The organism is Rhodococcus indonesiensis (assembly GCF_047782815.1).
In the GTDB taxonomy this organism is placed as follows: Bacteria; Actinomycetota; Actinomycetes; order Mycobacteriales; family Mycobacteriaceae; genus Rhodococcus; species Rhodococcus indonesiensis.
This window is the reverse complement of the sequence record NZ_CP180630.1, coordinates 2,225,195-2,249,978: the sequence shown is the minus strand read 5'-3', so window position 1 is coordinate 2,249,978 and position 24,784 is coordinate 2,225,195. Positions and strand designations below refer to the sequence as shown.

General features: G+C 71.0%; 26 protein-coding genes and 1 pseudogene. 6 read left to right on the top strand and 21 right to left on the bottom strand.

The annotated features are described in order from the left end of the window. Positions 1–30: 30 nt before the first annotated feature. Positions 31–1,140 carry a 23S rRNA (adenine(2503)-C(2))-methyltransferase RlmN gene (gene rlmN, locus ACM26Y_RS10520; protein WP_003938995.1) on the bottom strand — a complete coding sequence of 370 codons (1,110 nt, stop codon included), beginning with the start codon at positions 1,138–1,140 and terminating at the stop codon, positions 31–33. Between the two features lie 87 nt (positions 1,141–1,227). Between rlmN and ACM26Y_RS10515 the strand changes: the two genes are divergently transcribed. Then, positions 1,228–1,596 carry a lipopolysaccharide assembly LapA domain-containing protein gene (locus ACM26Y_RS10515; protein ID WP_003938996.1) on the top strand — a complete coding sequence of 123 codons (369 nt, stop codon included), beginning with the start codon at positions 1,228–1,230 and terminating at the stop codon, positions 1,594–1,596. Between the two features lie 105 nt (positions 1,597–1,701). Then, positions 1,702–2,562 (top strand): HpcH/HpaI aldolase/citrate lyase family protein, encoded by an 861-nt coding sequence (locus ACM26Y_RS10510; RefSeq protein ID WP_416063393.1) that lies wholly within the window; start codon positions 1,702–1,704, stop codon positions 2,560–2,562. A gap of 31 nt (positions 2,563–2,593) precedes the next feature. On the opposite strand, the gene ACM26Y_RS10505 is transcribed toward ACM26Y_RS10510, so the two are convergent. The 6 genes from ACM26Y_RS10505 to rpsB all read right to left on the bottom strand — a co-directional run bounded on the left by ACM26Y_RS10505 (position 2,594) and on the right by rpsB (position 7,588). Then, a complete protein-coding gene (locus ACM26Y_RS10505; protein ID WP_416063655.1) occupies positions 2,594–3,292 on the bottom strand; it encodes a class I SAM-dependent methyltransferase in 699 nt (232 codons plus the stop codon). A gap of 37 nt (positions 3,293–3,329) precedes the next feature. Beyond that, positions 3,330–4,292 carry a phosphatidate cytidylyltransferase gene (locus ACM26Y_RS10500; protein ID WP_416063392.1) on the bottom strand — a complete coding sequence of 321 codons (963 nt, stop codon included), beginning with the start codon at positions 4,290–4,292 and terminating at the stop codon, positions 3,330–3,332. A 2-nt stretch (positions 4,293–4,294) separates the two neighbouring features. Continuing rightward, positions 4,295–4,852, bottom strand: coding sequence for a ribosome recycling factor (gene frr, locus ACM26Y_RS10495; protein WP_003939000.1), 558 nt, complete (start codon positions 4,850–4,852; stop codon positions 4,295–4,297). Positions 4,853–4,880: 28 nt separating this feature from the next. Continuing rightward, on the bottom strand, positions 4,881–5,609 hold the full coding sequence (gene pyrH, locus ACM26Y_RS10490; protein WP_003939001.1) for a UMP kinase: 729 nt from the start codon (positions 5,607–5,609) through the stop codon (positions 4,881–4,883). Positions 5,610–5,770: 161 nt separating this feature from the next. Continuing rightward, positions 5,771–6,595, bottom strand: coding sequence for a translation elongation factor Ts (tsf, locus tag ACM26Y_RS10485; RefSeq protein WP_416063391.1), 825 nt, complete (start codon positions 6,593–6,595; stop codon positions 5,771–5,773). Positions 6,596–6,754: 159 nt separating this feature from the next. Then, positions 6,755–7,588 (bottom strand): 30S ribosomal protein S2, encoded by an 834-nt coding sequence (rpsB, locus tag ACM26Y_RS10480; protein WP_003939003.1) that lies wholly within the window; start codon positions 7,586–7,588, stop codon positions 6,755–6,757. A gap of 321 nt (positions 7,589–7,909) precedes the next feature. Here rpsB and ACM26Y_RS10475 point away from each other — a divergent pair. Beyond that, positions 7,910–8,395: pseudogene (locus tag ACM26Y_RS10475) on the top strand (M23 family metallopeptidase); the annotation flags it as partial. 38 nt (positions 8,396–8,433) lie between these two features. On the opposite strand, the gene ACM26Y_RS10470 reads toward ACM26Y_RS10475, so the two are convergent. Continuing rightward, entirely contained in the window at positions 8,434–9,411 is a 978-nt protein-coding gene (locus tag ACM26Y_RS10470; protein ID WP_416063654.1) for a MinD/ParA family ATP-binding protein, read from the bottom strand. Positions 9,412–10,132: 721 nt separating this feature from the next. Next, a complete protein-coding gene (locus ACM26Y_RS10465; protein ID WP_416063390.1) occupies positions 10,133–11,059 on the bottom strand; it encodes a tyrosine recombinase XerC in 927 nt (308 codons plus the stop codon). A gap of 97 nt (positions 11,060–11,156) precedes the next feature. Here ACM26Y_RS10465 and ACM26Y_RS10460 point away from each other — a divergent pair, with 97 nt between their 5' ends. Further along, complete coding sequence (locus tag ACM26Y_RS10460) at positions 11,157–12,317, top strand: multidrug effflux MFS transporter (protein ID WP_416063653.1); 1,161 nt, start codon at positions 11,157–11,159, stop codon at positions 12,315–12,317. A gap of 6 nt (positions 12,318–12,323) precedes the next feature. On the opposite strand, the gene ACM26Y_RS10455 is transcribed toward ACM26Y_RS10460, so the two are convergent. Then, a complete protein-coding gene (locus ACM26Y_RS10455; RefSeq protein WP_289379240.1) occupies positions 12,324–13,097 on the bottom strand; it encodes a siderophore-interacting protein in 774 nt (257 codons plus the stop codon). A gap of 145 nt (positions 13,098–13,242) precedes the next feature. On the opposite strand from ACM26Y_RS10455, the gene ACM26Y_RS10450 reads away from it, so the two are divergent. Continuing rightward, positions 13,243–13,479: a hypothetical protein gene (locus tag ACM26Y_RS10450; RefSeq protein WP_235157695.1), complete on the top strand. Its 237-nt coding sequence runs from the start codon at positions 13,243–13,245 to the stop codon at positions 13,477–13,479. A gap of 3 nt (positions 13,480–13,482) precedes the next feature. Here the strand turns inward: ACM26Y_RS10450 and dprA are convergent, their stop codons facing one another. The 9 genes from dprA to ACM26Y_RS10405 form a co-directional block, all read right to left on the bottom strand. Then, positions 13,483–14,607, bottom strand: a complete 1,125-nt coding sequence (dprA, locus tag ACM26Y_RS10445; protein ID WP_416063389.1) for a DNA-processing protein DprA — start codon at positions 14,605–14,607, stop codon at positions 13,483–13,485. Then, positions 14,604–16,112, bottom strand: a complete 1,509-nt coding sequence (locus ACM26Y_RS10440) for a YifB family Mg chelatase-like AAA ATPase (RefSeq protein ID WP_416063388.1) — start codon at positions 16,110–16,112, stop codon at positions 14,604–14,606. Before ACM26Y_RS10440 ends, dprA begins: the two co-directional genes overlap by 4 nt. Continuing rightward, positions 16,112–16,468: a YraN family protein gene (locus ACM26Y_RS10435; protein WP_371383096.1), complete on the bottom strand. Its 357-nt coding sequence runs from the start codon at positions 16,466–16,468 to the stop codon at positions 16,112–16,114. The genes ACM26Y_RS10440 and ACM26Y_RS10435 overlap by 1 nt, the downstream gene beginning before the upstream one ends. A gap of 221 nt (positions 16,469–16,689) precedes the next feature. Next, entirely contained in the window at positions 16,690–17,004 is a 315-nt protein-coding gene (locus ACM26Y_RS10430; RefSeq protein ID WP_003939014.1) for a DUF2469 domain-containing protein, read from the bottom strand. Positions 17,005–17,041: 37 nt separating this feature from the next. Further along, positions 17,042–17,740, bottom strand: coding sequence for a ribonuclease HII (locus ACM26Y_RS10425; RefSeq protein WP_003939015.1), 699 nt, complete (start codon positions 17,738–17,740; stop codon positions 17,042–17,044). Next, on the bottom strand, positions 17,737–18,495 hold the full coding sequence (lepB, locus tag ACM26Y_RS10420; RefSeq protein ID WP_052034044.1) for a signal peptidase I: 759 nt from the start codon (positions 18,493–18,495) through the stop codon (positions 17,737–17,739). The genes ACM26Y_RS10425 and lepB overlap by 4 nt, the downstream gene beginning before the upstream one ends. Before the next feature lie 108 nt (positions 18,496–18,603). Next, entirely contained in the window at positions 18,604–18,945 is a 342-nt protein-coding gene (gene rplS, locus ACM26Y_RS10415; RefSeq protein WP_003939017.1) for a 50S ribosomal protein L19, read from the bottom strand. 85 nt (positions 18,946–19,030) lie between these two features. Next, on the bottom strand, positions 19,031–19,936 hold the full coding sequence (locus tag ACM26Y_RS10410; RefSeq protein WP_289382075.1) for a hypothetical protein: 906 nt from the start codon (positions 19,934–19,936) through the stop codon (positions 19,031–19,033). Positions 19,937–20,083: 147 nt separating this feature from the next. Then, positions 20,084–22,429 carry a Tex family protein gene (locus ACM26Y_RS10405; protein ID WP_416063387.1) on the bottom strand — a complete coding sequence of 782 codons (2,346 nt, stop codon included), beginning with the start codon at positions 22,427–22,429 and terminating at the stop codon, positions 20,084–20,086. A 112-nt stretch (positions 22,430–22,541) separates the two neighbouring features. Here ACM26Y_RS10405 and ACM26Y_RS10400 point away from each other — a divergent pair, with 112 nt between their 5' ends. Next, on the top strand, positions 22,542–23,498 hold the full coding sequence (locus ACM26Y_RS10400; protein WP_416063386.1) for a hypothetical protein: 957 nt from the start codon (positions 22,542–22,544) through the stop codon (positions 23,496–23,498). Between the two features lie 10 nt (positions 23,499–23,508). On the opposite strand, the gene trmD is transcribed toward ACM26Y_RS10400, so the two are convergent. Together trmD and rimM are read right to left on the bottom strand one after the other, a co-directional pair. Further along, a complete protein-coding gene (gene trmD / locus ACM26Y_RS10395; RefSeq protein ID WP_003939021.1) occupies positions 23,509–24,210 on the bottom strand; it encodes a tRNA (guanosine(37)-N1)-methyltransferase TrmD in 702 nt (233 codons plus the stop codon). 6 nt (positions 24,211–24,216) lie between these two features. Then, positions 24,217–24,774: a ribosome maturation factor RimM gene (gene rimM / locus ACM26Y_RS10390; RefSeq protein ID WP_416063385.1), complete on the bottom strand. Its 558-nt coding sequence runs from the start codon at positions 24,772–24,774 to the stop codon at positions 24,217–24,219. Positions 24,775–24,784: the final 10 nt, after the last annotated feature.

Genomic DNA, 24,784 nt, shown 5'->3' with positions numbered 1-24,784 from the left:
GCGGACCCTTCGTTTGCCGCGAGGCCGGGTTCAGTTCTCGGCGGCGAGCTGGCCGCAGGCTGCGGCGATCTCCTGGCCCCGCGTGTCCCGGACGGTGCACGAGACCCCCTGAGCCTGGACGCGACGGACGAACTCGCGCTCGACCGGCTTCGGGCTGGCGTCCCATTCGCTGCCCGGCGTCGGGTTGAGCGGGATCAGATTCACGTGCACGAGCGGGCCGAGGGCCTTGTGCAGCTTCCTGCCCAGCATGTCCGCCCGCCACGGCTGGTCGTTGACGTCGCGGATCAGGGCGTACTCGACGGAGACCCGGCGACCGGTCCGGTCGGCGTAGTAGCGCGCGGCGTCGAGCACCTCGGCGACCGGCCAGCGGTTGTTGACCGGCACCAGCGTGTCGCGCAGTTCGTCGTCCGGCGTGTGCAGCGACACGGCGAGGGTCACGTGCAGTCCCTCGTCGGCGAGGCGGCGGATCGCCGGCGCCAGACCGACGGTGGAGACGGTGACCGACCGCTGCGACAGTCCCAGACCTTCCGGCGGCGGGGCGGTGATGCGCCGCACGGCGGCCACCACCCGCTTGTAGTTCGCCAGCGGCTCCCCCATGCCCATGAACACCACGTTGGACAGCCGGCCCGGTCCCCCGGCGACGTCACCGTCGCGCAGGGCCGCTGCCGCGGCGCGCACCTGATCGACGATCTCGGCGGTGGACAGGTTCCGGTCCAGGCCGCCCTGGCCGGTCGCGCAGAACGGGCAGGCCATCCCGCAGCCGGCCTGGCTCGAGATGCACAGCGTGGCGCGGTCGGGATAACGCATGAGCACACTCTCGAGGAGGGTGCCGTCCCCGGCGCGCCACAGCGTCTTGCGGGTCTCGCCGCCGTCGCACGCCACGTGCTTGACCGGTGTCAGCAAGGCAGGGAAGAACGCTGCCCCCACCTGTTCGCGCACCTTCGCCGGCAGATCCGTCATCTTCTCCGGATCGGCCTCGAGCCGCCCGTAGTAGTGCCGGGCCAGCTGATCGGCCCGGAAGGCCGGCAGACCCAGTTCACGCACGGCCGCCCGGCGCTGCTCGGCATCGAGGTCGGCGAGGTGACGCGGCGGCATTCCGCGTTTGGGCGCGTCGAAAACCAGGGGAAGAGAGGAGGGCATAATGACCCATTATCCATCACGGCGGCGGAGCCGGTCTTCCTCGCCGAATTCGGTGTGCAGCGGCGGCCGGAGCGAGATGATCGATCCATGACCGAACGCCCCGCGAATCTGCCCGACCCGGTACCCGACCTGCCCGCCGGGGATCGGCTCGACCGGCAGGGCTCGACGAAGGCCACGCCCGATTCCGACCTCCGTCCCGCTCCGGAGGTTCCCCTCGACCGCAGCCGCGCGGCGTCGACGTGGACCGGCCTGGTCATCGGTGTTCTGGTCCTGATTCTGCTGCTCGTGTTCATCCTGCAGAACCTCGATCCGGTCACCATGGAACTGTTCGCGTGGGAGTTCACCCTGCCGCTCGGGGTGAGCCTGCTGCTGTCCGCCATCGCGGGAGCCCTCGTCATGGCCCTGGCGGGCGGCGTGCGGATCCTGCAGATCAAGCGCGCCGCGAAGCGGCGGTAGGACCACGCCGCCCAGCGGCGGGTGACGAACACAACGCACCCAATCTCGCCGGGGCGGCGACAAGAGGGCACCCTGGAGACAAGACCTTCACCCGAGGAGCCTGACGTGACCGCCCACCTGGATGCCCCCGCCTCCGCCACCGTCGCACCCGAGCTCGCCCGATCCTGGCTGCTCGTTCCGGGCAGCGCCCCGGAGCGCTTCGCCGCGGCTGCCGCGTCCGCAGCCGATGCCGTCATCCTCGACCTCGAGGACGCCGTGCCGGCGGCCGGCAAAGCCGCCGCGCGGGATCATGTCGTCGAATGGCTGCGCGGCGGCGGCCGGGCCTGGGTGCGGATCAACGACGCCACCACCGTGCACTGGGCCGACGATCTCACCGCGCTCGCCGGTGTTCCCGGCCTGCAGGGCGTGATGCTCGCCAAGACCGAAAGCGGCCAGCAGGTCGACGCCACCGCCGCTGAGTTGCCGCCCGGAACCCGCATCCTCGTACTCATCGAGTCGGCGGTGGGCCTCGAGGCCACGCCCGAGATCGCCCGCGCCGACGCAACGTTCCGGTTGGCGTTCGGCAGCGGCGACTTCCGCCGCGACACCGGCATGGACGACTCACCGCTCGCGATGGCCTACCCGCGTTCCCGCCTGGTCGTCTCGAGCCGGGCGGCCCGCCTGCCCGGTCCCGTCGACGGACCGTCGCTGACCGACGACCCCGAGGTTCTCGAGCGGGAGGCGAAGCTGACCGCCTCGATGGGAATGACCGGGAAGCTGTGCATGACCCCGGCCCGGGCACCGTTCGCCAACGCGGCCCTGAGCCCCAGTTCCGACGAGGTCGGCTGGGCCCGCGACGTGATCGACACGCTCGGCGAGGACGGCCGCGGTGTGCGCGACGGCAGTGACCTGCCCCGCCTGGCCAAGGCCAAGCGGATCAGCGAACTGGCCCGGGTGTTCCGCATCCGGGGCACCCACCACCGTTAGGTCCGCGGCCACCGGCAGGTTCGCGGCACGGTCAGGAGATCTCCAGGCCCCGGGGCTTGCGGCGCACGTGCAGCCGGTAGCGCACCGTGAGGGTGGTGCCTGCCGTGCCGCGCGCCGCGCGTTCGGCGACACGTGGGCCGAACTCGATGCCGAGTACGCGCTCGAGCGTGGCGCGGTCCGGGAAACGCCACTCGGTGTCGAGCCGGCGCAGGTCGAAGCCTTGGGCGTCGAAGAATGCCTCGACTGCGGATGGGTCGTAGTGCGGCAGGTCCGCGCGCATCCATTCGCCGTACGGATGGGCGGTCGCATCGAGATCGACGATCGCGAGGGCGCCGCCGGGCCGCAGCACGCGCATCGCCTCGGCGATACCCGCCCCGCATCCGGGGCCGAAGAAGTACGCGGTGCGGGCGTGCACGAGGTCCACGCTGCTGTCCGCGAGCGGCAGTTGCTCGGCCGAACCGGTCTGCACCCGCACGCCCGGCTGGTCCAGCGTCCGTCGGCGGGCCAGTTCCGCCAGCGGCGGGTGCGGTTCGACACCGGTCACGGTGCGCGCGGCGGCCGCGAACATCGGCAGGTGGAAACCGGTGCCGCAGCCCACGTCGACGACGTCGCGACCGGCCCAGTCGCATGACTCGCGCAACGCCGTGTACACCACGCCGTGGACGTCCTGGGCCCGGTTCTCCTCCTCGTAGACCTCCGGCCAGTGCCAGATGTTGGGGCTGGGCACCACCCCGTGCGGATCGGACCGCTGCCTGCTCGCCACCGGCCTAGACGAAGGCCCCGAGGACGAGCCAGGCGACGAACGCGGACGGCAGGATGGAGTCCAGCCGATCCATGATCCCGCCGTGGCCGGGCAGCAGAGTGCCCATGTCCTTGATGCCGAGATCCCGCTTGACCTGCGACTCGATGAGGTCGCTCGCCGTGGCCGTGGCGGCGAGCACGACACCGAGGAGCGCACCGATCCACCAGGCGGCGTCGAGCAGCAGGATCACCGTGAGCACGCCGGCGACGATGCAGGCGAGAACCGACCCGCCGAAACCTTCCCAGGACTTCTTCGGGCTGATCGCGGGCGCCATCGGGTGCTTGCCGAACAACACGCCGGACGCGTATCCGCCGACGTCGGATGCGACGCACACGATCATCAGGCAGAACACCCGGGCGGCGCCGTCGTCCTCGAGGACCATCAGCGTCGCGAACGACGCGAGGAACGGTACCCAGGCCGCGGTGAAGACGGTGACCGCGGTGTCACGCAGGTAGTTGCGGGGCCGGCCCCGCAGTCCGCGGTCGAACAACCGCCACAGCATCGACACGACGGTGGTGCCGGCGAAGGCGCCGAGCACACCGGTGGTGCCGTAGGGCCAGCCGAGCCAGATCATCGCCTGCCCCCCGACCAGGAGCGGGATACGGGGAACCAGGACGTCCGCCTCACGCAGGCGCTTGGTGACCTCCCAGGTGGCGATCGCGATGGCCACCGCGACGACGAGGAGCCAAGCCTTGGGGGCGAACGCGAGCACGCCGATGACGAGGCCGCCGAGGCCGGCGCCCACGCCCACGGCGGCGGGCAGGTTCCGGCCGGCCCGGGACGCCTTCTTCTCCGGCTCTGCGGCAGGGATCGGATCGGGCCGGCCCGGCGGGACCTCGGTGTCCGCCTTCGCGGCTTCGGCTGCCGAGTCGGCGTCGGTGACGCCCAGGGGGAGCTGCGGATCGGACGACCCGGCGGCGGTACCCACGGTTAAACCTCCAGCAGCTCGGCTTCCTTGTGCTTGACCAGCTCGTCGATGTGCGCCACGTACTTCGCCGTGGTCTTGTCGAGCTCCTTCTCCGCGCGGGTGACGTCGTCCTCGCCGGCCTCGCCGTCCTTCTGGATGCGGTGCAGTTCCTCCATCGCCTTGCGCCGCACGTTGCGCACGGACACCTTGGCGTCCTCGCCCTTCGCCTTGGCCTGCTTGACCAGTTCGCGGCGGCGTTCCTCGGTCAGCTGCGGGATGGAGATCCGGATCAGGGACCCGTCGTTGGTCGGATTGACGCCCAGGTCGGAGTTGCGGATCGCGGTCTCGATCGGACCGAGCTGCGAGGCCTCGTAGGGCTTGACGACCACCATCCGCGCCTCGGGGACGTTGATGCTGGCCATCTGCGTGACCGGGGTGGGCGCCCCGTAGTAGTCGACGACGATCCTGGAGAACATGCCGGGGTTCGCGCGGCCGGTGCGGATGGATCCGAGATCGTCCTTGGCCACCGTGACGGCCTTTTCCATCTTCTCCTCGGCTTCGAAGAGAGCTTCATCGATCACGGCTGTTCCTCCATGTTCCGTTGTCCGTTCATGACCGTACGAGTGTTCCGATCTTCTCACCGGCGACGGCCCGAGCGATATTCCCCTCGGTGAGCAGGTTGAAGACCATGATCGGCATGTCGTTGTCCATGCAGAGGCTGAAGGCGGTCGCGTCCGCGACCTTGAGCCCCTTCTCGATGACCTCGCGGTGGGTGATCTCGGTGAACAGGGTCGCGTCGGCGTCGATCCGCGGGTCGGCCGAGTAGACCCCGTCGACGGCCTTGGCCATCAGGACCACTTCCGCGCCGATCTCGAGGGCGCGCTGCGCGGCGGTGGTGTCGGTGGAGAAGTAGGGCATGCCCATGCCGGCACCGAAGATCACCACGCGGCCCTTCTCGAGGTGCCGGCGGGCCCGCAGCGGCAGGTACGGCTCGGCGACCTGCCCCATCGTGATGGCGGTCTGTACCCGGGTGTCCACACCCTGCTTCTCCAGGAAGTCCTGCAGCGCAAGGGAGTTCATCACCGTGCCGAGCATGCCCATGTAGTCGGAGCGAGCACGGTCGAGGCCGCGCTGCTGCAGTTCGGCGCCGCGGAAGAAGTTGCCGCCGCCGATGACCACGGCCACCTCCACCCCGGAGCGGACGACCTCGGCGATCTCCTCCGCCACGGTCGTCACCACGTCCGGGTCGAGACCGACCTTGCCCCCGCCGAACATCTCCCCACCGAGCTTGAGCAGCACCCGACGGAAACCGGGACGTTCCTGGGCGTGTTCGGACATGGTTCTCCTCGGGTCGAGCGGTGGTTCGGCCCTTTCATCCTGCCTCATCCGACCCCGTGGAACCGAGACGGGGGCGCGAGTGTCCGATCGGCCCGATATCGGGTCGCCGACGCGCCTCGACCCCGCCGGCGAGCGCCGACGGGGTCGAGGAAACGAGAGGTCTAGCTGGCGCCGACCTCGAAACGCACGAAGCGCGACACGGAGGCGCCGGCCTCCTCGAGGAGCGCCTTGACGGTCTTCTTGGAGTCCGTCACCGAGGCCTGCTCGAGCAGCACGACGTCCTTGAAGAAGCCGTTGAGCCGGCCCTCGACGATCTTCGGCAGGGCGGCCTCCGGCTTGCCCTCGTTCTTGGCGGTCTCCTCCGCGATGCGGCGCTCGTTCTCGACCGTGTCGGCCGGAACCTCGTCGCGGGAGAGGTACTTCGCCTTCAGCGCGGCGACCTGCATCGCGGCGGCGCGGGCGGCCTCAGCGGCGGCGTCGCCCTCACCGGAGTACTCGACGAGCACGCCGACGGCCGGCGGCAGGTCGGACGCACGCTTGTGCAGGTACACCGCGACGGGGCCCTCGAACACGGCGAGACGGCGCAGCTCGAGCTTCTCACCGATCTTGGCGGAGAGCTCCTGCACGAGGGTGTCGACGGTCTTGCCGTCGATCTCGACGGCCTTGAGGGCCTCGAGGTCGGCCGGCTTGGCGTCGGCCGCAGCGGTGACGATCTTCTCGGCGAGCGCCTGGAACTCGTCGTTCTTGGCGACGAAGTCGGTCTCGGAGTTGAGCTCGATGAGCACGCCGTTCTTCGCGGCGACCAGGCCCTCGGCGGTGGAGCGCTCGGCGCGCTTGCCCACGTCCTTGGCGCCCTTGATGCGCAGCTGCTCGACGGCCTTGTCGAAGTCGCCGTCGTTGTCGGCGAGGGCGTTCTTGCACGCCAGCATTCCGGAGCCGGTGAGCTCACGCAGACGCTTGACGTCGGCGGCGGTGTAGTTCGCCATGGGAAGCGAGCCTCCTGTGTCTGTTGTGCGCGATGGGTGCTCGCGCGGAAGTTTCCTCTGATGCGGCTCGGTCGCGTGCGGGTGCACTGATGCGGCGCGGTCGCGTGCGACGGCCCCGACCATGATCTCAGGATCTACCGGTCGGGGCCGCGCATCGGATCAGGCTTCGGCGGAGGGCGCCGCGTCGGCGGCGGGGGCCTCGGCTTCGGCGGCCGGGGTGGCCTGCGCGAGCAGCTCCTGCTCCCACTCGGCGAGCGGCTCGCCGGCGCCGGCCTCCGGCTTGGCGTCCTTGTCGGCGCTCTGGCCGGCACGGGCCTGCACCCCCTCGGCGACGGCGGAGGCGACGACCTTGGTCAGCAGCGCAGCCGAACGGATCGCATCGTCGTTGCCCGGGATCGGGTAGTCGACGACGTCGGGATCGCAGTTGGTGTCGAGGATCGCGACGACCGGGATGTTCAGCTTGCGGGCCTCGCCGACGGCGATGTGCTCCTTGTTGGTGTCGACGACCCAGATCGCCGACGGCACCTTGGCCATGTCGCGGATGCCACCGAGCGTGCGCTCGAGCTTGGTCTTCTCACGCGTGAGCATGAGGATTTCCTTCTTGGTGCGACCCTCGAAGCCACCGGTCTGCTCCATCGACTCCAGCTCCTTCAGGCGCTGCAGACGCTTGTGGACGGTGGAGAAGTTGGTGAGCATGCCGCCGAGCCAGCGCTGGTTCACGTAGGGCATCCCGACCCGGGTGGCCTCTTCCGCGATGGACTCCTGCGCCTGCTTCTTGGTGCCGACGAACAGCACGGTGCCACCGTGGGCGACCGTCTCCTTGATGAACTCGTACGCCTTGTCGATGTACGTCAGGGTCTGCTGCAGGTCGATGATGTAGATGCCGTTGCGGTCGGTGAAGATGAACCGCTTCATCTTCGGGTTCCAGCGACGGGTCTGGTGACCGAAGTGGGCGCCGCTGTCGAGCAGCTGCTTCATTGTTACGACAGCCATGGCTGTTCTCTCTTTCGATTCGGTTGCCGCGGGAGATCGGGTGATCCCCGCCCTGGCGTCCGCATGCCCGTCGGACCCTTGCGGGACCGGCCGACGGCCAATTTCCGATGGCGCCCGGAACACCGGGCGGCGATCAGCGCGCGGACGCGCGAAGTCGATCTGCGAACACAGACCGCTCGAACAGTGTACGGCCTTGCCCGCCGGGAACCACAACTGCCTGATCAGCGGGCCGGTTCGGCCGATCTGTGGACGAATCGGAGGGTTGTCCACAATGCCGGAAAGGCTCTGTCCGTCGCCGGCACCGCCCGGCACGCTGGGCGGATGAAGATCACCGGGATCGCCGTCCTGATCGCGCTCGCCGCGCTCGCGGGGTCGGTTCCCGCCGCGGCGTCCTCCCGCGAGTTCGGCTGGCCGCTGCAGCCACGGCCGGTCGTGGCCCGCCCGTTCGACGGTCCCGAGCACGACTGGCTGCCCGGGCACCGAGGCGCCGACCTCGCCGGCCGGCCCGGGCAGCCGGTGTTCGCCGCCGGCGCCGGCGTGGTGGTGTTCGCGGGGACCGTCGCCGGCAAACCTGTCGTCTCGGTGGAGCACGCCGGTGGGCTGCGCACCACCTACGAGCCGGTGACCGCGACGGTCGCCGCGGGCCGGCGCGTGGAACGGGGGGATCCGCTCGGCTCCCTCGAGCCGGGCCACGAGGGCTGCCCCACGGCGGCCTGCCTGCACTGGGGTCTGCGCCGAGGCCGCGACGACTACCTCGACCCGTTGCCGCTCGTGCGGTCGGTGATCCGTCTCGAGCCCGTGTCCGGGCGCGGCGGCGGAACCGCTCAGCCGCGGCCGCGGCTCGGCTACGGGCGGCGGTCCGCGGCGTGGCGTCCCGACACTGCCGCGAAGTCGTCGGCAACCATGGCGGCGAGTTCGAGGAAGGCGCGACGAGTGGCAGGCCGGAGCAGAGCGAGGTCGATCTCGGCCCCCTCGGCAAGGTGTTCGTCGAACGGCACCACCTGCACGGCCCGGCACCGCGCGAGGAAGTGTCCCGTCAGTGCCTGCATGTCGATGTTGGTGGCCCCGGGCCGGGCAGCGCTGATCACCACGACGGTGCGCTCGACGAGTGCCCCGAAACCGTGGTGCTGCAACCAGTCGAGTGTCGCGGCCGCGCTCCGCGCCCCGTCGATCGCCGGGGACGCGACCAGCACGAGTGCGTGGGCGAGATCGAGCACCCCCCGCATCGCCGAATGCATGATGCCCGTGCCGCAGTCGGTGAGGACGACGTTGTAGTACACCCGCAGGATGTCCACGACGCGGCGGTAGTCGTCCTCGCTGAACGCCTCCGACACCGCCGGGTCGCGTTCGCTCGCAAGCACTTCGAGACGGCTCGGTGCCTGCGACGTGTGGGCGCGGACGTCGGCGTAGCGGGAGATCCGCGGGGCCGCGGCGAGCAGGTCGCGCACCGTGGACCCGGTCTGCTGGGGCACTCGCTGCGCGAGCGTCCCGAAGTCGGGATTCGCGTCGACCGCGATCACACAGTCCCCCCGCAGCGAGGCGAACGTGGAGCCGAGTCCGACGGTGGTCGTCGTCTTCCCGACACCGCCCTTGAGGGACAGCACCGCGATCCGGTAGTCGCCGCTGATCGGCTGCCGAACCCGGTCCTCGAGCTCACGCCGATACGTCTCGTCAGTCGATTCGCCGGGCGCGAGGATTCCGCCGGTGAGCCGGTGCACGCTGCGCCGCCAACCGGCCGCGGGAGAGCGCCGGGGCCGCCGGACCAGCGCGCCAGAGGTCAGGTCCTGATCGGACGGCCGCGGTTCCGGGGCGCCGGACTCCACCGTGCCGGCTTCCCGGCAGTGCCCTGGGGTGGAAGGCCCGGAACGGATCGACGACGGCCGGCCTTCGGGGTCGTCCGCCTCCCACAGGGGCGACCCGGTGGCTTCCGAGCCGGGCGTCGGTGGAGGCGGCGCGGGCTCGGTGCGGGGATGCTCTCCGGGGCCGTTCTGCGCCGCGGTCTCCTCCCCGGCAGTGGTGGGTCCGGCGACGGCGTCGGCAGGTTGTGCGGTGATCACCGGTTCCGGCTCCGCCGATTCGGGGGTGCCGGGCTCGGGGGTGCCGAGTTCGGGGGTGCCGAGTTCGGGGGTGTCGGGTTCGGCGGTGTCAGGTTCGGCGGTGTCAGGTTCGGCATCGGGCGGGGCGGGAACCGTCGGCTCGACGATCCGCGCTTCGGGCACAGACGCGGGACGGTCCGAAGACGGCATGCCGAACGGGACAGACGGCACCGGGGCCGGTGGACCCGCCGGTCGGCCCGCATCCACGGGCGGGGATGTGGTCCCGGATGGTCGTTGCACAGGCTGCGGAGACGGCTCCGGCTGCTCGAGCGGCACGACCGCACGGTCGCCGCCCCGTCGCCTTCCGCGGCGGCCCGCCGGCTCCGGTTCGTCCCGAAGCCAGGCAGGCAGAGCGTGCGTCGACTCCTCGTACCCCACGAATTCCCCCCGGATTGCGCAGCAGATGCGGCGGCGACGGTACCAAACCTCGGGGTCTTCGTCGCCCGGGTCACGCCCGCGGATGCGCCTGTTCGTGCGCCGCCCGCAACCGCGCTACCGACACATGGGTGTAGAGCTGGGTCGTCGCAAGGCTCGCGTGACCCAGCAACTCCTGTACCACCCGCAGGTCGGCACCGCCCTCGAGCAGATGGGTCGCGGCGCTGTGCCGCAGCCCGTGCGGCGCGAGATCGGGTGCGCCGGGGACTGCGGCTACGTTCTCGTGCACCACGGACCGGACCTGGCGCGGGCCCAGCCGGCCGCCGCGTACACCGAGCAGAAGCGCAGGCCCGGAATCCGGGCGCGCGAGGGCGGGCCGCCCGCTGTGCCGCCACGCGTCGAGCGCGGCGGCCGCGGGCGCGCCGTACGGCACGGTCCGTTCCCGGTTGCCCTTACCGAGCACGCGCAGCGACCGACGGTCGGCATCGACGTCGTCGACGTCGAGCCCGCACAGCTCCCCGACCCGGATCCCCGTCGCGTACAGCAGTTCCAGCACGAGCCGATCGCGCAGCGCCACCGGGTCCAGCTCGCGCGCACCGGCCTCCGCAGCCGCCATCACCTCGGATGCCTGATCGGCACGCAACACCGGCGGAAGGGTGCGGTGGGTGCGGGCCGACACCAACCGAGCCGCGGGATCGTGGTCGAGCCGGCCGGTGCGGGCCAGCCACGCGCAGAAGGTGCGGGCGGAGGAGGTGCGCCGCGCCAAGGTCGTGCGGGCAGCGCCGCCCGCCACCTGGTCGGCCAGCCAGGAGCGCAGCACCTCGAGGGTGAGGTCGTCGATCCGCGCATCCGGGTGGCCGGCCTCCAGGTGGGCCAGCAGACTTCGGATGTCGGTCGTGTACGCGCGGATCGTGTGGGCGGACCGTCCTCCCCGCAGGTCGAGATGCTCGGCGAACTCCTCGAGATGCACGGCGAGAGGCGGCGGCAGCGCGGTGTCCATGGCCGTCACCGTGCGCTGTGGGCACCGCCCACGCAACCGCACACGCCGATCAGGCGCCCACTAGGGTTAGTTCGTGAGTAAAACGATTCCGTTGCCGATGCTGTTCGGTCTGGCACTGCTCTCCGCTACCGCGCCGCTGGCCACCGACATGTATCTGCCCGGACTCCCGATCATGTCCGAAAGTCTCGGCACCAGCACGGTCGGCATCCAGCTCACGCTCACCACCTTCATGGCCGGCCTCGGCGTCGGGCAGCTCGTGGTGGGACCGCTCTCCGACGGGTGGGGCCGGCGTCGCCTGCTGCTGGCGGGCACCGTCGTCCTCGCCCTGAGCAGCGCCCTGTGCGCGACGGCGCCGACGGTGGAGGTGCTCATCGCAGCCCGCCTGATCCAGGGCTTCAGCGGCGGCACGGGAATCGTGCTGGCGCGCGCGGTGATTGCGGACCGCTCCCGCGGCAACGAGGCCGCCCGCCTGTTCAGCATCATGATGATCATCGGCGGGGTGGCGCCGATCGTCGCACCCCTGCTCGGCGGCGTCCTGCTGGGGCCGATCGGCTGGCGCGGCATCTTCTGGGTCCTGACGGGCCTGGCCGTGGTGATGGTCGTCGCTGTGCTCACGGTCGTGCCGGAGACGCTGCCGCCCGAACGCCGCCACAGCGGGGGCCTGGCGACACTCGCCCGCAACTTCGGCACGGTGATCGGCAATCGGCGCTTCGTGGGTTACGCCGCGACGTTCGCGCTCGGCTTCGGCGCCATGTTCTCGTACATCTCCGCATCACCGTTCGTGGTCCAGGAGGTCCTGGGGATGACGCCGGGACAGTTCTCACTCGTCTTCGCCGTCAACTCGGTGGGCCTCGTCGCGGGCAACATCGTCAACACCCGGCTCATCGGACGTTTCGAGGTGCGGAACCTGCTGCGGTACGGCGTAGCCCAGATGCTGACCGCCGGGATCCTGCTGGTGCTCGCGGTCCTGGTCGCGGACACCGCCCGCTGGCTGGTGCTGCCACTGCTGTTCCTCGTCGTCTCCAGCTTGGGCTTCGTCATGGGTAATGCGACGGCGCTGGCACAGGGGCAGGTGCCGAAGACGGCGGGCACCGGCTCCGCGGTCATGGGCGCGTCGCAGTTCGGCCTGGCTGCCCTGGTGTCACCACTGGTCGGGCTCGGCGGGGAGGACACCGCACTGCCGATGGCGCTGGCGATCGCGATCTCGGCCGCGCTGTCCATGACCGCCCTGCTCACCCTCACCCGCGAACGCGTGTGAGCGCGTTCACCGCGCTTCGGCCGTCGCGAGTTCGCGCTTCCATTCCCGGAAGCCCTCCTCGGTGCGGCCGCGACGCCAGTACCCGGAGATCGACGCACGGGCAGCCGGAACCCCGCGGATCTTGCGGACGTACGGCCGCAGGTACTGCATGACGGTCTCCGCTTCCCCATGGATGAACACCTGCGGGTCGCCCGGCAGCCACTCCGCGCCCGTCACCGCCGAGACCAGGGGCGCGTTCGCGCCGGTCAGGTCCGGTCCGGTAGCGGAGCCGCGGTGCAGCCAGGTGACCTCGACTCCGGCGGGCGTCGCGAGGGCGATCTCGTCGTCGGGGCCGGCCACCTCGAGGAACACCCGGCCCCGCGCATCCGGGGCCAGGGCTTCGAGCGCCGCGGCGACGGCCGGTATCGCGGTGTCGTCACCGGCGAGGAGGTGCCAGTCGGCGTCCGGATCCGGGCGGTAGGCACCACCGGGCCCGCGGACCACGACGGTCTGCCCCGGCCGCACGGACGCCGCCCAGGGACCGGCGACACCCTGATCGCCGTGGACGACGAAATCGATCGCGATCTGCCGGGCCTCCCGGTCCACGGCCCGCACCGTGTACGTGCGCAGGACCGTCTCGCCGCCGGCCTCCAGCTCGAGTTTGACGTACGAGTCCGTGTGCGGACCTGGTTCGAACTCGTCGAACCCGGGGCCGCCGAGGTGGACCCGAACCAGGTGCGGAGTCAGGCGTTCGCTGCCCGTCACCGTCAGGGTCGTCGATCGCGGGGTCTTCGGGGCCACGCCCACCTCCGTATTTGCTCAGGCTTACCTAACTACTGCAGCGTACGCGTGCGGTCCGTCGGCGGCCACCGGCCCGCGCCGACGCGACACCACCGGGATCGTCCGATCCGCCGACATCGCGCCGGAATTCCGCCATCGTTGCGGTATGCGAGAAACGATGAACACCGTCACGTCGCAGTACCTGACCAGCCTCGTCGGCGCCCTCGAGGAGACGGACCGCAGGCGCGAGGCGATCGGCGCACAGCTGGCCGAGCTCGAGTACGTCCTGCTCCAGACCGGGGAGACCGAGCTCGCCGCCCAGGTGACCCGGGTGCTCGGCGACAAGTACTACAAGCCCATCCTGGCCAAAGCCGAGGAACTACGCGGGCACGACCAGCCCTGACACTCACCTGCTGCGTGCCCACCCGGCCGTCTCCCGCTGCACGTGTCCTTCGAGCTCGAGCAACGGCAACGCGGCCCGCACCCGCTCCGGGAGCAGCCCCGACGTTTCCGACAGGTGCTGCACCGATACCGCCCCCACCGCGGGCAGAGCTTCGTAGACGACTGCCATGTCGCCCGAGAGTCCGTCGAGCGCCCGCACCCAGCGCCCGTCGCCGTCGTCGGCCACACCCATCGGGCCGACCTCCTCGACCACCTCGCGTGCGGTGCCCACCAGTCGCGCCTCCTGCTCCCGGATCATCCGATGACAACCCTGCGACGCCGCCGAGGTCACGGGCCCCGGAACCGCCAGCACCGGCCGCCCCAGCCGTCTGCCCCACGCCGCCGTGTTCCGCGCCCCGCTGCGCCAGCCCGCCTCCACCACCAGAACCCCACCACCCAGCCCCGCGACCAGACGGTTGCGGGCCAGGAACCGGAACCGCGCCGGGAGCGTGCCGGGCGGATACTCGCTGACCACCGCCCCGTGCTCGGCGATCTGCCGCAACAACCCGGTGTGCGCCGCCGGGTACGCCCGGTCCACCCCGCACGCGAGGACCGCCATCGTCACGCCACCGACCCCCAGGGCCGCCCGGTGCGCCGCCGCGTCGATCCCGAAGGCCGCCCCCGACAGCACCGTCCACCCGTCGGTCGCCAGGTCCCCGGCGATCTCCGCGGTCACGTTCTCGCCGTAGCCACTGGCCGCGCGCGTGCCGACGACGGCCACGGACCGCTCCACCAGCTCGTCGACCCGCCGTCGCCCCAGCACCCACAACGCCGGCGGCGCGGCATCGACGTCCGCGCCGTCGAGACCGTCGAACGCCAGCAGCTGCCATGCCGGCCACTCGTCGTCGTCGGGCGTGACCAGACGACCGCCCAGCCGCTCCACCAGCTCGAGATCCCTCGCCGCGGAGTCGAGATGGGCACGGGCGGCAGTACGTCTGCCCAGCGCGCCACCGATCGAGCCGTCCCGCACCGCCGCCGCGACCGCCTCCGGGCCGTCCTCCGTGATAGCGGCGTTCAGGATCCGCGACGCCCCCTGCGCCACGACCGACAGATAGGCCCACGCCAGCCGACGCGGATCCGGTGCACTCATGCCGTCCCCCGATCCCGGAAATCCAGAGCCGTCGCCACGTGCATTTCTCCCGGAGCGTCGAGCCCCGCGAGATCTGCCAGCGTCCACGCGACCCGCAACGCGCGATCCGCGCCGCGCGCGGTGATCGCTCCCTTCCGCAGCGCCCACTCCACAGGTCCGAGCGCCGCGCGGGGCAGACGGAATTTCTGCCGCAGCGCGGGACCGGGCACCTCGGCATTGGTGCTCCACCCGTGCGCGCTCCAGCGGGCGGCCGCAGCATCCCGGGCCCGGGCCACCCGGGTGCGAACATCCTCGGTGCTCTCCCCGGCCTCCCCCATGAGCGCGCCGGTCGCCACCGTCTCCATCCGAACCCGCAGGTCCACCCGGTCGAGCAGCGGGCCCGACAACCTCCCCAGATAGCGTCGGCGCGCGGCGGGCGGGCACACGCAGTCGGCGTCGCGAGGCGGCGCACACGGGCACGGATTCGCGGCGAGGATCAGTTGGAATCGCGCCGGGTAGCGCGCGACCCCGTCGCGGCGGGCGATACGCACCTCCCCGTCCTCGAGCGGGGTCCGCAACGCCTCGAGCGCCTTGGTGCCCATTTCGGCGACCTCGTCCAGGAAGAGGACGCCCCGGTGGGCACGACTGACCGCACCGGGCTTGGCCATGCCGCTGCCCCCACCGACGAGCGAGCTGACCGACGCGGTGTGGTGGGGAGCGATGAACGGCGGGTCGGTGACGAGCGGCTGATCCGCCGACAGCGTTCCGGCGACGGAGTGGATCGCGGTCACCTCGAGGGCTTGTTCCTCCGTCAACGCCGGCAACACGCCGGGAAGGCGCTGGGCGAGCATCGTCTTCCCGATGCCGGGCGGGCCGGTGAGCATCAGATGGTGCGCACCGGCGGCCGCGATCTCGATGGCCCGCCGTGCCTCGTGCTGACCGACCACCTCGCTCATGTCCGCTCGTCCCGGCCGCTCCCCCGGCGGGCGGGGACCGGGTCGCTCGAGCGGTCCGTCGCCGCGCAGCCACAGCACCACCTCGGCGAGAGTGCCCGCCCCGTAGATGTCGATGCCGTCGACCAGCCCGGCCTCGGGCATCGTGGCGGCCGGGACCACCACCCGCTGCCATCCGGCACGCTTGGCGGAGAGCACCGCCGGAAGGACCCCGCGCACCGACCGGATCCGGCCGTCGAGCGCCAGCTCTCCGAGCAGAATCGTCCGCGAAACCGACTCGGGTGGAATCGATTCGGCGGCATTGAGCACCGCGCACGCGAGGGCGAGATCGTAGACGCTGCCCACCTTCGGCAGCGTCGCCGGCGACAGGGCCAGCACTACCCGTGAATCCGGCCAGTTGCCGCCGGAATTCGTCACCGCCGCCCGGACTCGGTCCCGGGACTCCTGCAGCGCGGTATCGGGCAGGCCCACCATCCTCACCCCCGGCAGTCCGCGGCCGATGTCGGCCTCGATCTCCACGACCTGCCCGTCCACCCCGGTGACCGCCACCGAGTAGGCCTTCCCCAGTGCCATCACAGCACCTGCCGGCGATGGGTGATCAAGGGTTCGCCTCGGGATGGGAGCAGCACCGTGACCACGTCGACCCGGATACGCCGCCACCGTCGCTCGTGGCTGGAGAGCCACAGCGCGGCCAGCCGGCGGATCCGATCCGCCTTGACCGCGGTCACCGCCTCGGCCGGCGTGCCGTACCCGAGGCCGGTGCGGGTCTTGACCTCCACGAACACCACCGTGTCGCCGTCCTCGGCGATCAGATCGAGTTCCCCGTACCGGCAGCGCCAGTTGCGCGCGAGCACCACCAGGCCCGCCGACTCGAGAAACTCGGCGGCCAGGTCCTCCCCCAGCGCCCCCACCTGCTGATTGCGTCCCATCCCCGTCCCTCCCTGTGTGGCAACCACTGTGCGTCACACGAGGGACGTCCATGGCCCGCACCGGCCCGGATCACGGAATCTGTGGATGAACTTGCCGGGTGTGGACAACTGCGGCCGACGGGGCGCGGCCGGGGAACAGCGCGTGGCCGAATGTCACACCGCTTCGATCGAATCGAAGGAATGTGACATTCGGCCGACGGGACGCGAAGGGGGTGAGCGGGCTATCCCAGCTTGTCGGGCAGGCGCAGGTCGGGCTTGTCGAGCTCTTCGATGTTGACGTCCTTGAAGGTGATGACCCGGACGTGCTTGACGAAGCGGGCGGGGCGGTACATGTCCCACACCCACGCGTCGGACATGCGCACTTCGAAGTACACCTCGCCGCCGGAGTTGTGCGGGAGCAGCTCGACCGCATTGGCGAGATAGAACCGTCGCTCGGTCTCCACGACGTACGCGAACTGACCGACGATGTCCCGGTACTCCCGGTACAGCGAGAGTTCCATCTCGGTTTCGTACTTCTCGAGATCCTCGGCACTCATCGGTCTCGGTGTCCTCCCGTTCTGGTGTGTCGATCCATCATCCCGCATCTGCCTCGTCGGAGCCGAATCGGCCGTGGCCGGGGTCGTCGCCGAGGAGGGCGGCGACGTTGGCGTATCGCAGGCGATGCTCCCGGCTGGGGCCGAGATCGCGCAGCGCCGCCATGTGCGCGGCGGTGCTGTAACCCTTGTGGACGGCGAAGCCGTAGCCGGGCAGCTCGCCGTCGAGGTCGACCATGATCCGGTCCCGGGTGACCTTGGCGAGCACGCTCGCCGCCGCGATGCAGGCCGCTGCGGCGTCCCCGCCGATGACCGGCAGCGACGGCGCCGGCAGGCCCGGGACCCGGAACCCGTCGGTGAGAACGTACCCGGGCGCGACGGACAGCCGCATCACCGCACGGCGCATGCCCTCGATGTTGGCCACGTGCACACCGATGGCGTCGATCTCGGCAGCCGGCACGATCACCACGCTCCACGCCACCGCGCGGCGTCGGATGATCGGGAACAGCTCCTCCCGGGTCTTCTCGGTGAGCTTCTTGGAGTCGTCGAGACGCGCGAGCGTCGGGTGCGGTCGGGGATCGAGGATGCACGCGGCGACGACGAGCGGTCCGGCGCAGGCGCCCCGGCCCGCCTCGTCGACCCCCGCAACCGGCCCGAGCCCGCACCGCACGAGCGTCGACTCCATGGTGCGCAGGCCCGCGGACCTGCGGATCACAGCGCGCGGCGGCCACGGGGTCACGGTTGCTGGATCTCCGGGGAGTCGATGGTGCCCCACCGCGAGGGCGGCAGGACGATGAACCGGGCCTTGCCGATGACGTTGTCGACCGGGATGGTGCCCTGGTTCTCGTCGGCGACGTGGTAGCGCGAGTCCGCGGAGTTGGAGCGGTTGTCGCCCATGACCCAGAGGTGGCCGTCCGGCACGGTGACCGGACCGAAGCAGCGGCCCGAGCGCACCTCGGTCTCGCAGGTGACCACGCCGGGGGTGAACGGGAAGTCCATCTCGATGTACGGCTCGTCGAGGGGCCGGCCGTCGACGAGGACACGGCCCTGGTCGTCGCAGCATTCGACGGTCTGCCCGCCGACGGCGATCACGCGCTTGACGAGGTCGTTCTCGTCGGGTGGGACGAGGCCGACGAGGGAGCCGACCTCCTGCATGCCGCGGATCACGACGTTGTCGGAGCGGGTGGAGACGTAGCCGGTGGACCAGGAGTCGGGGCCGCGGAAGACCACGACGTCGCCGGGCCGGGGATCGCCGAAGCGGTAGCCGATCTTCTCGACGACGATCCGGTCGCCGGTGCAGCCGGGGCAGCCGTGCAGGGTGGGCTCCATCGACTCCGAGGGAATCAGGTACACCCGCGCGACGAAGGTCTGGAGCAGGAAGCTCAGCACGAGCGCGACGAGGATCAGGACGGGCAGTTCCCGCAGGAACGACTTCTCCTTCTTGTCCTGCTTCCGATCGCGTCCGGGCGTGTCGTCGGTGCTGTGCTGCTGCATCTCCGGCACGGCCGGGTCTCGCGATGAATCTGCCACCGAATCAGAGTAGCCCGGCCCGGAACGGATCCGGACCGGGCTACTCGGGGCCTGACGGTCAGCGCGTGACGATCAGCGCTTTTCCTTGATCTTGGCGGCCTTGCCGCGCAGCTCGCGCAGGTAGTAGAGCTTGGCGCGGCGCACGTCACCGCGGGTGACGACCTCGATCTTGGCGAGGTTGGGGCTGTGCACCGGGAAGGTCCGCTCGACGCCGACACCGAACGAGACCTTGCGCACGGTGAAGGTCTCGCGGATGCCACCGTTCTGGCGACGGATCACGACGCCCTTGAAGACCTGCACGCGCTCCTTCGAGCCCTCGATGACCTTCACGTGCACGTTCAGGGTGTCGCCGGCACGGAAGTCCGGAATGTCGTCGCGCAGGGACTTGGCGTCCAGGAAGTCCAGGGTGTTCATCGGTTGTCATCCTCGCTTGTTCGCATGAGCAGAGGAACCGAGCGGCATCCACCGGAAGGCGGTACTCGACTGGTTCGTACCCAGGTCAGGTATGCGTGCCCGAGCCGGGCAACCCGTCAATTGTGCCAGACGGTGCCGGGGTGGCGGAAATCGGCGGGGGTGCGGCGTGCACGGTGCGGGCCAGTTCGACTTCGGCGGCGACGCGGGAGTGCTGGACGGCTCCCTGCACGGTGTCCATCGTGGGTTTGCCTGCGACGAGGTCCTGCACGAAGATCTTCGCCCGGATCACCGGGCGTCGGTAGCGCCGCTCGCGTTCGATCGCGCGGCGCATCTTGCGGGTCTTGCCGGTGTAGCGCCAGCGGGCCCAGGGTGCGCCGGGCCGCGACAGGCGCACCGCCCCGACCAGCAGCAGAGGGAAGACGAACAGACCGATCAGGCCCGTCCAGATCTTGCCCTTGGCCAGCACGACCGCCGCGAGGGCCAGATTGCCGAGGGCGGAGACGGCGATCAGGGTGCGGGTCACCCACGACGGGTCCTCCCGGAAATTGGTGACGTCGGCGAATTCGAGGGGCTGCAGGCCGAGCAGCACCAGGCCGGTGACGGCGATCGCGACGAAGACCGCATCGACCGAGACGCGACCCTCCTGCTCCCAGTACACGTCGTTGAGGTAGAAGATCAGGGCGAACTCGTCGAGCACGAGCGCGGTGCCGATGCCGAAGAGCGCGGCCAGAGCCGCCCCGGTGGTCTGCGTGCCGTCCTCGTAGACGGCGATGAGGGATCCGCCCGCGACCACCATGGTGACGACGCCGAACACCACGTGGTGCACGTGGTGGCCGCCGGGGGTGACATTGCCGGGCCACCAGCGCACCTGGGCGCGGATCATGCGGACGCTGAACCGGATGAACAGGAACGCGAGGAGGAAGCCGAGCAGGAAGAACAGCAGGGGCAGGCGCCCGCGGTCGACGATCTCGCGTTGCAGCCACTCGGTCACGGCCGTCACGGCGCGATCGCCCTCGGGACTCCGCCGGCGGGGCGGGGCGGGGCCTTCGGCGCGCGGCCGGTCGTCACCGTGGGCTGCATGCTCCCGAGGATGTCAGGAACCGGGCCGCGCCGGTAGTCGGCGCGGCCCGGACGGCATCTACTTGCCGAATCCGGCGCGCCGCAACGCGTCCGCCATCGAACCGGCGGCCGGCGGGGCGTCCTGGCGACGGCCGCCGCGGCGAGCACCCTGCCCCTGTCCGTCCTGACGCCTGCCCTGCTGCCGGCCACCCGGCCGACGTCCGCCCCGGTCCTGCGGACCGCGCGAGTCGTCGCCGGACGGGGCCCCGGAGGCCGGGATCTCGTCGTCGAGGCGCAGCGTCAGGCCGATCCGCTGCCGCGGCACGTCCACGTCGAGCACCTTGACCTTGACCACCTCGCCGGACTTGACGACGTCGCGCGGATCCTTGACGAAGCTGCGGGACATCGCGGACACGTGCACGAGACCGTCCTGGTGCACCCCGACGTCGACGAACGCGCCGAACGCCGCGACGTTGGTGACCACGCCCTCGAGCACCATGCCGGGTTTCAGGTCGGCGACCTTCTCGACGCCGGCGGCGAACGTCGCGGTCTTGAACTCCGGGCGCGGGTCGCGGCCCGGCTTCTCGAGTTCGGCGATGATGTCGGTGACCGTGGGCAGGCCGAAGCGGTCGTCGACGAATTCCTCCGGGCGCAGGCGCCGCAGCACCGCGGTATTGCCGACCAGTTCGCGCACGTCGCTGCCGGTGCGTTCGACGATGCGCCGCACGACCGGATACGCCTCCGGGTGCACACTCGACGCGTCGAGCGGATCGTCGCCGTTCGGGATGCGAAGGAAGCCGGCACACTGCTCGAACGCCTTCGGGCCGAGGCGCGGCACCGCGGTGAGGTCCCTGCGGCTGCGGAACGGTCCGTTCCCGTCGCGGTGCGCGACGATGCTCTCGGCGAGGGACGACGCGATACCCGACACCCGGGCCAGGAGTGGGATCGATGCGGTGTTGACGTCCACGCCGACGGCGTTGACCGCGTCCTCGACGACCGTGCCGAGGGAGCGGGCGAGCAGCGTCTCGGACACGTCGTGCTGGTACTGGCCGACACCGATGGACTTGGGGTCGATCTTGACGAGCTCGGCGAGCGGGTCCTGCAGGCGCCGGGCGATGGACACGGCACCGCGGATCGACACGTCGAGGTCCGGCAGTTCCTTCGACGCGTACGCCGACGCCGAGTACACGGACGCGCCGGCCTCGGACACCACGATCTTGGTGAGGTTCGTGGCGCCGGATTTCGCGATCAGTTCGGTGGCGAGGGCATCGGTCTCGCGGGAGGCGGTGCCGTTGCCGATCGCGATCAGTTCCACACCGTGCTGCGCGACGAGCCGTGCCAGGGTGGCCAGGGCCTGGTCCCGCTTGTTGTGCGGCTGGTGCGGGTAGATCGTGTCGTGCGCGACGACCTTGCCGGTGGTGTCGACGACGGCGACCTTGGTGCCGGTGCGGAAGCCGGGGTCGAGTCCCATCGTCGGCCGGGTGCCGGCGGGGGCGGCGAGCAGCAGGTCGCGCAGGTTCGCGGCGAACACGTCGACGGCGTCCTTCTCGGCGGACTGCCGCAGCCGCATGCGGATGTCGAGGGCGAGGGAGACGAGCAGTTTGGTGCGCCACGCCCAGCGGACGGTGTCGAGCAGCCACTTGTCGGCGGCCCGGCCCTCGTCGGCGATGCCGAAGCGGGCGGCGATGCGGCCTTCGTAATAAGTGCGCTGCCCGGGCTCGGGTTCCTCGGAGTCCGGTTCGAGCGACAGGCTCAGCACCTCCTCCTTCTCGCCGCGCAGCGCCGCCAGGATGCGATGCGAGGGCAGGTCGGGGAAGGGCTCGGAGAACTCGAAGTAGTCGGCGAACTTGGCGCCCTCGGTTTCCTTTCCGGGACGGACGGTGGACTTCAGCTGGCCGCGGGTCCACATCGCCTCGCGCAGCTCGCCCACCAGGTCGGCGTCCTCGGCGAAGCGTTCGACGAGGATGGCGCGGGCGCCGTCGAGCTGTTCGGCGCTGTACTGCGCGGGATCGGTGGCGGGGTCGCCGAGGAGGGCGTCGGCGACGGGCTCGTGGCCGGCCTCCCGCGCGATCTGCGCCTTGGTACGGCGCTTCGGCTTGAACGGCAGGTAGATGTCCTCGAGCCGGGCCTTGGTGTCGGCGAGCAGGATCTGCGTGCGCAGCCCGTCGTCGAGCTTGCCCTGGGATTCGACGGACTCGAGCACCGCCGTGCGGCGCTCGTCGAGTTCACGCAGGTATCGCAGGCGTTCCTCGAGTTGCCGGAGCTGGGCGTCGTCGAGCCCGCCGGTGACCTCCTTGCGGTAGCGGGCGATGAACGGCACCGTCGCGCCGCCGTCGAGCAGGTCGACCGCCGCAGCGACCTGACCTTCCCGGACGTCGAGTTCCTCGGCGATGCGCTGATTCACGGTCTTGAGAGCGGTCGTCACAGCGGTCGACCCTACCGCTATCCTTCCTCCGCCCTCGGTGACGCGGACGGGTGTGCCCGTCTCCTCGACGGTGGGACGAGTACGTCGGACAATCGAGCGCAGGAGGGTAGGCATGTCCCGGGTGCGCGGCGGACGCTGGGCGATGCTGGCGCTGTCGTTGCTGACGGCAGCGACGGTGGGGGCGTGCGGTCCGGAACCGGTCGTGTCGCCGGTCGCTCTGCCGTCCGCCGCCGTCGAGTCCCCCGGTCCGCTCGAACCACCCGGGTCGCTGGCCGACCGGATGACGGCGGCGGCGGCGACCGCGGCCGGTCGCGGCGCGGACGTCACGATCGCCGCGCTCGACCGGCGGACCGGGCTCCGGGTCGTCGGTGGCGTCGACGCACCCGTCGAGACCGCGTCGGTGGCCAAGCTGTTCATCGCCGACGACCTGCTGTACCGGGCGGCGACGGGCGAATTGCCGCTCGGCGGCAGCGACTACGACCGGATCGCCGCGATGCTCGAGTCGTCGGACGACTCGGCGGCGAACGACCTGTGGTTCCGGCACGGCGACTCGGAGATCGTCGAGCGCACCGCCGCCCGGCACGCGCTCACCGGTACCGTCGCGCCGGCGGACGGGCTGTGGTGGAACACCGTCACCACCGCGTCGGACCTGCTCACCTGGTACGCGGATCTGCTCGACGGCACGGGCGGGCTGGACGAGTGGGGCCGCGCGACGATCGTGGGGCACCTGCGTGCCGCCGGTCCCGTCGGCGCCGACGGGTACGACCAGCGATTCGGGTTGCCGGACGGGCTGAGCGACACCACCGGGCTCGGCGTCAAGCAGGGCTGGATGTGCTGCCTGGACGGGCGCTGGATCCATCTGTCCACGGGGTTCGTCGGGGAGGACGAGCGGTACGTGCTGGTGGTGCTCTCCCGCGAACTCGTGCACTACGACGTGGACGACGACCGGTGGACCGATCTGCCGGACACGGCGCTGTTCGACGTGACCGGGGATGCGAGCGCGCAGCACGCGCGGGAGACGGTCACCGAGGTGGTCCGCACGGTGTTCGGCAGCGCCGGGACGCACTGAGCGCGGTCGGTCAGTCGGCGAGCAGGTCGGGTCGGCGTTCGCGGGTGCGTTCGAGCGCCTGTTCCCGGCGCCACGCAGCCACCTTGGCGTGGTCCCCGGACAGCAGTACCGGCGGCACGTCGAGGCCGCGCCAGCTGACGGGGCGGGTGTAGCTGGGGCCCTCGAGCAGACCGTCGGAGAACGAGTCCTCCTGGTGGGACTGCTGATTGCCGAGGACGCCCGGCAGCAGCCGCACGACGGCCTCGGTCATGACGAGGACGGCGACCTCGCCGCCGATGAGGACGTAGTCGCCGATGCTGACCTCTTCGACGCGTACCCGGCGCGCGGCGTCGTCGAAGACGCGCTGGTCGATGCCTTCGTAGCGGCCGCAGGCGAACACGATGCGCTTCTCGCCGGCCCAGCGCTGCGCGGTGGCCTGGTCGAACGGCACACCGGCCGGGGTGGGGACGACGAGCAGCACGTCCGGGTCGGGTTCACCGTCGGGTCCGGCGAGCACGTCGTCGAGGGCGGGCCCCCACACCGTGGGTTTCATGACCATGCCCGGTCCCCCGCCGTACGGCGCGTCGTCGACGGCCTTGTGCACGTCGTGGGTCCAGTCCCGCAGATTGTGGATCCCGACGGAGACGAGCCCCTTGTCGATGGCCTTGCCGAGCAGCGCGACACGCAGCGGCTCGAGGTATTCGGGGAAGATGGTGACGACGTCGAAACGCACGGGAGGTTATGTCTCCGAGCCGAAGTCGGGGTCGAGCAGACCCTCGGGTGGATCGATCTCGATGACACCGTCCGCGAGCGAGACCGTCGGGACGATCGCGGTGACGAACGGGATCAGCAGTTCGCGCTGTTCGTCGCCGGCCGGCCGGACGGAGAGCAGTTCGCCGGCGGCGGTGTGCAGCACCTCGCGGACGGTGCCGATCTCGGTGCCGGCGTCGGGCCGGCCCGCGACGATGCGTACGGACAGCCCCTCGAGTTCGTGGTCGTAGAACTCGTCCGGATCGTCGGACGGCGGCAGATCGGCGCTGTCGACGACGAACAGGGTGCCGCGCAGGGCGTCGGCGACGCTGCGGTCGGTGACGCCCCGCAGGCGCAGCAGAAGCCGCCCGGAGTGTTCCCGGGCGGCTTCCACCGTGTACGTCTGCAGGGTCTGCTCGCGGGGCTTGCGGCCGTGCAGCACCGCGCCGACGGCGAAGCGCTCCTCGGGTTCGTCGGTGCGAACCTCGACGACCACCTCACCCTTGATGCCGTGCGACTTGGCGACACGGCCCACCACGAGCTCCACCGCGGTGCGC

Excerpts from the sequence above, each read along its gene's own strand:
- rlmN (WP_003938995.1), bottom strand. The coding sequence starts at position 1,140 with ATGCCCTCCTCTCTTCCCCTGGTTTTCGACGCGCCCAAACGCGGAATG.
- ACM26Y_RS10515 (WP_003938996.1), top strand. The coding sequence starts at position 1,228 with ATGACCGAACGCCCCGCGAATCTGCCCGACCCGGTACCCGACCTGCCC.
- pyrH (WP_003939001.1), bottom strand. The coding sequence starts at position 5,609 with ATGTCCGAACACGCCCAGGAACGTCCCGGTTTCCGTCGGGTGCTGCTC.
- tsf (WP_416063391.1), bottom strand. The coding sequence starts at position 6,595 with ATGGCGAACTACACCGCCGCCGACGTCAAGCGTCTGCGTGAGCTCACC.
- rpsB (WP_003939003.1), bottom strand. The coding sequence starts at position 7,588 with ATGGCTGTCGTAACAATGAAGCAGCTGCTCGACAGCGGCGCCCACTTC.
- ACM26Y_RS10465 (WP_416063390.1), bottom strand. The coding sequence starts at position 11,059 with ATGGACACCGCGCTGCCGCCGCCTCTCGCCGTGCATCTCGAGGAGTTC.
- ACM26Y_RS10460 (WP_416063653.1), top strand. The coding sequence starts at position 11,157 with ATGCTGTTCGGTCTGGCACTGCTCTCCGCTACCGCGCCGCTGGCCACC.
- ACM26Y_RS10450 (WP_235157695.1), top strand. The coding sequence starts at position 13,243 with ATGCGAGAAACGATGAACACCGTCACGTCGCAGTACCTGACCAGCCTC.
- dprA (WP_416063389.1), bottom strand. The coding sequence starts at position 14,607 with ATGAGTGCACCGGATCCGCGTCGGCTGGCGTGGGCCTATCTGTCGGTC.
- ACM26Y_RS10440 (WP_416063388.1), bottom strand. The coding sequence starts at position 16,112 with ATGGCACTGGGGAAGGCCTACTCGGTGGCGGTCACCGGGGTGGACGGG.
- ACM26Y_RS10435 (WP_371383096.1), bottom strand. The coding sequence starts at position 16,468 with ATGGGACGCAATCAGCAGGTGGGGGCGCTGGGGGAGGACCTGGCCGCC.
- ACM26Y_RS10430 (WP_003939014.1), bottom strand. The coding sequence starts at position 17,004 with ATGAGTGCCGAGGATCTCGAGAAGTACGAAACCGAGATGGAACTCTCG.
- lepB (WP_052034044.1), bottom strand. The coding sequence starts at position 18,495 with ATGCAGCAGCACAGCACCGACGACACGCCCGGACGCGATCGGAAGCAG.
- rplS (WP_003939017.1), bottom strand. The coding sequence starts at position 18,945 with ATGAACACCCTGGACTTCCTGGACGCCAAGTCCCTGCGCGACGACATT.
- ACM26Y_RS10400 (WP_416063386.1), top strand. The coding sequence starts at position 22,542 with ATGTCCCGGGTGCGCGGCGGACGCTGGGCGATGCTGGCGCTGTCGTTG.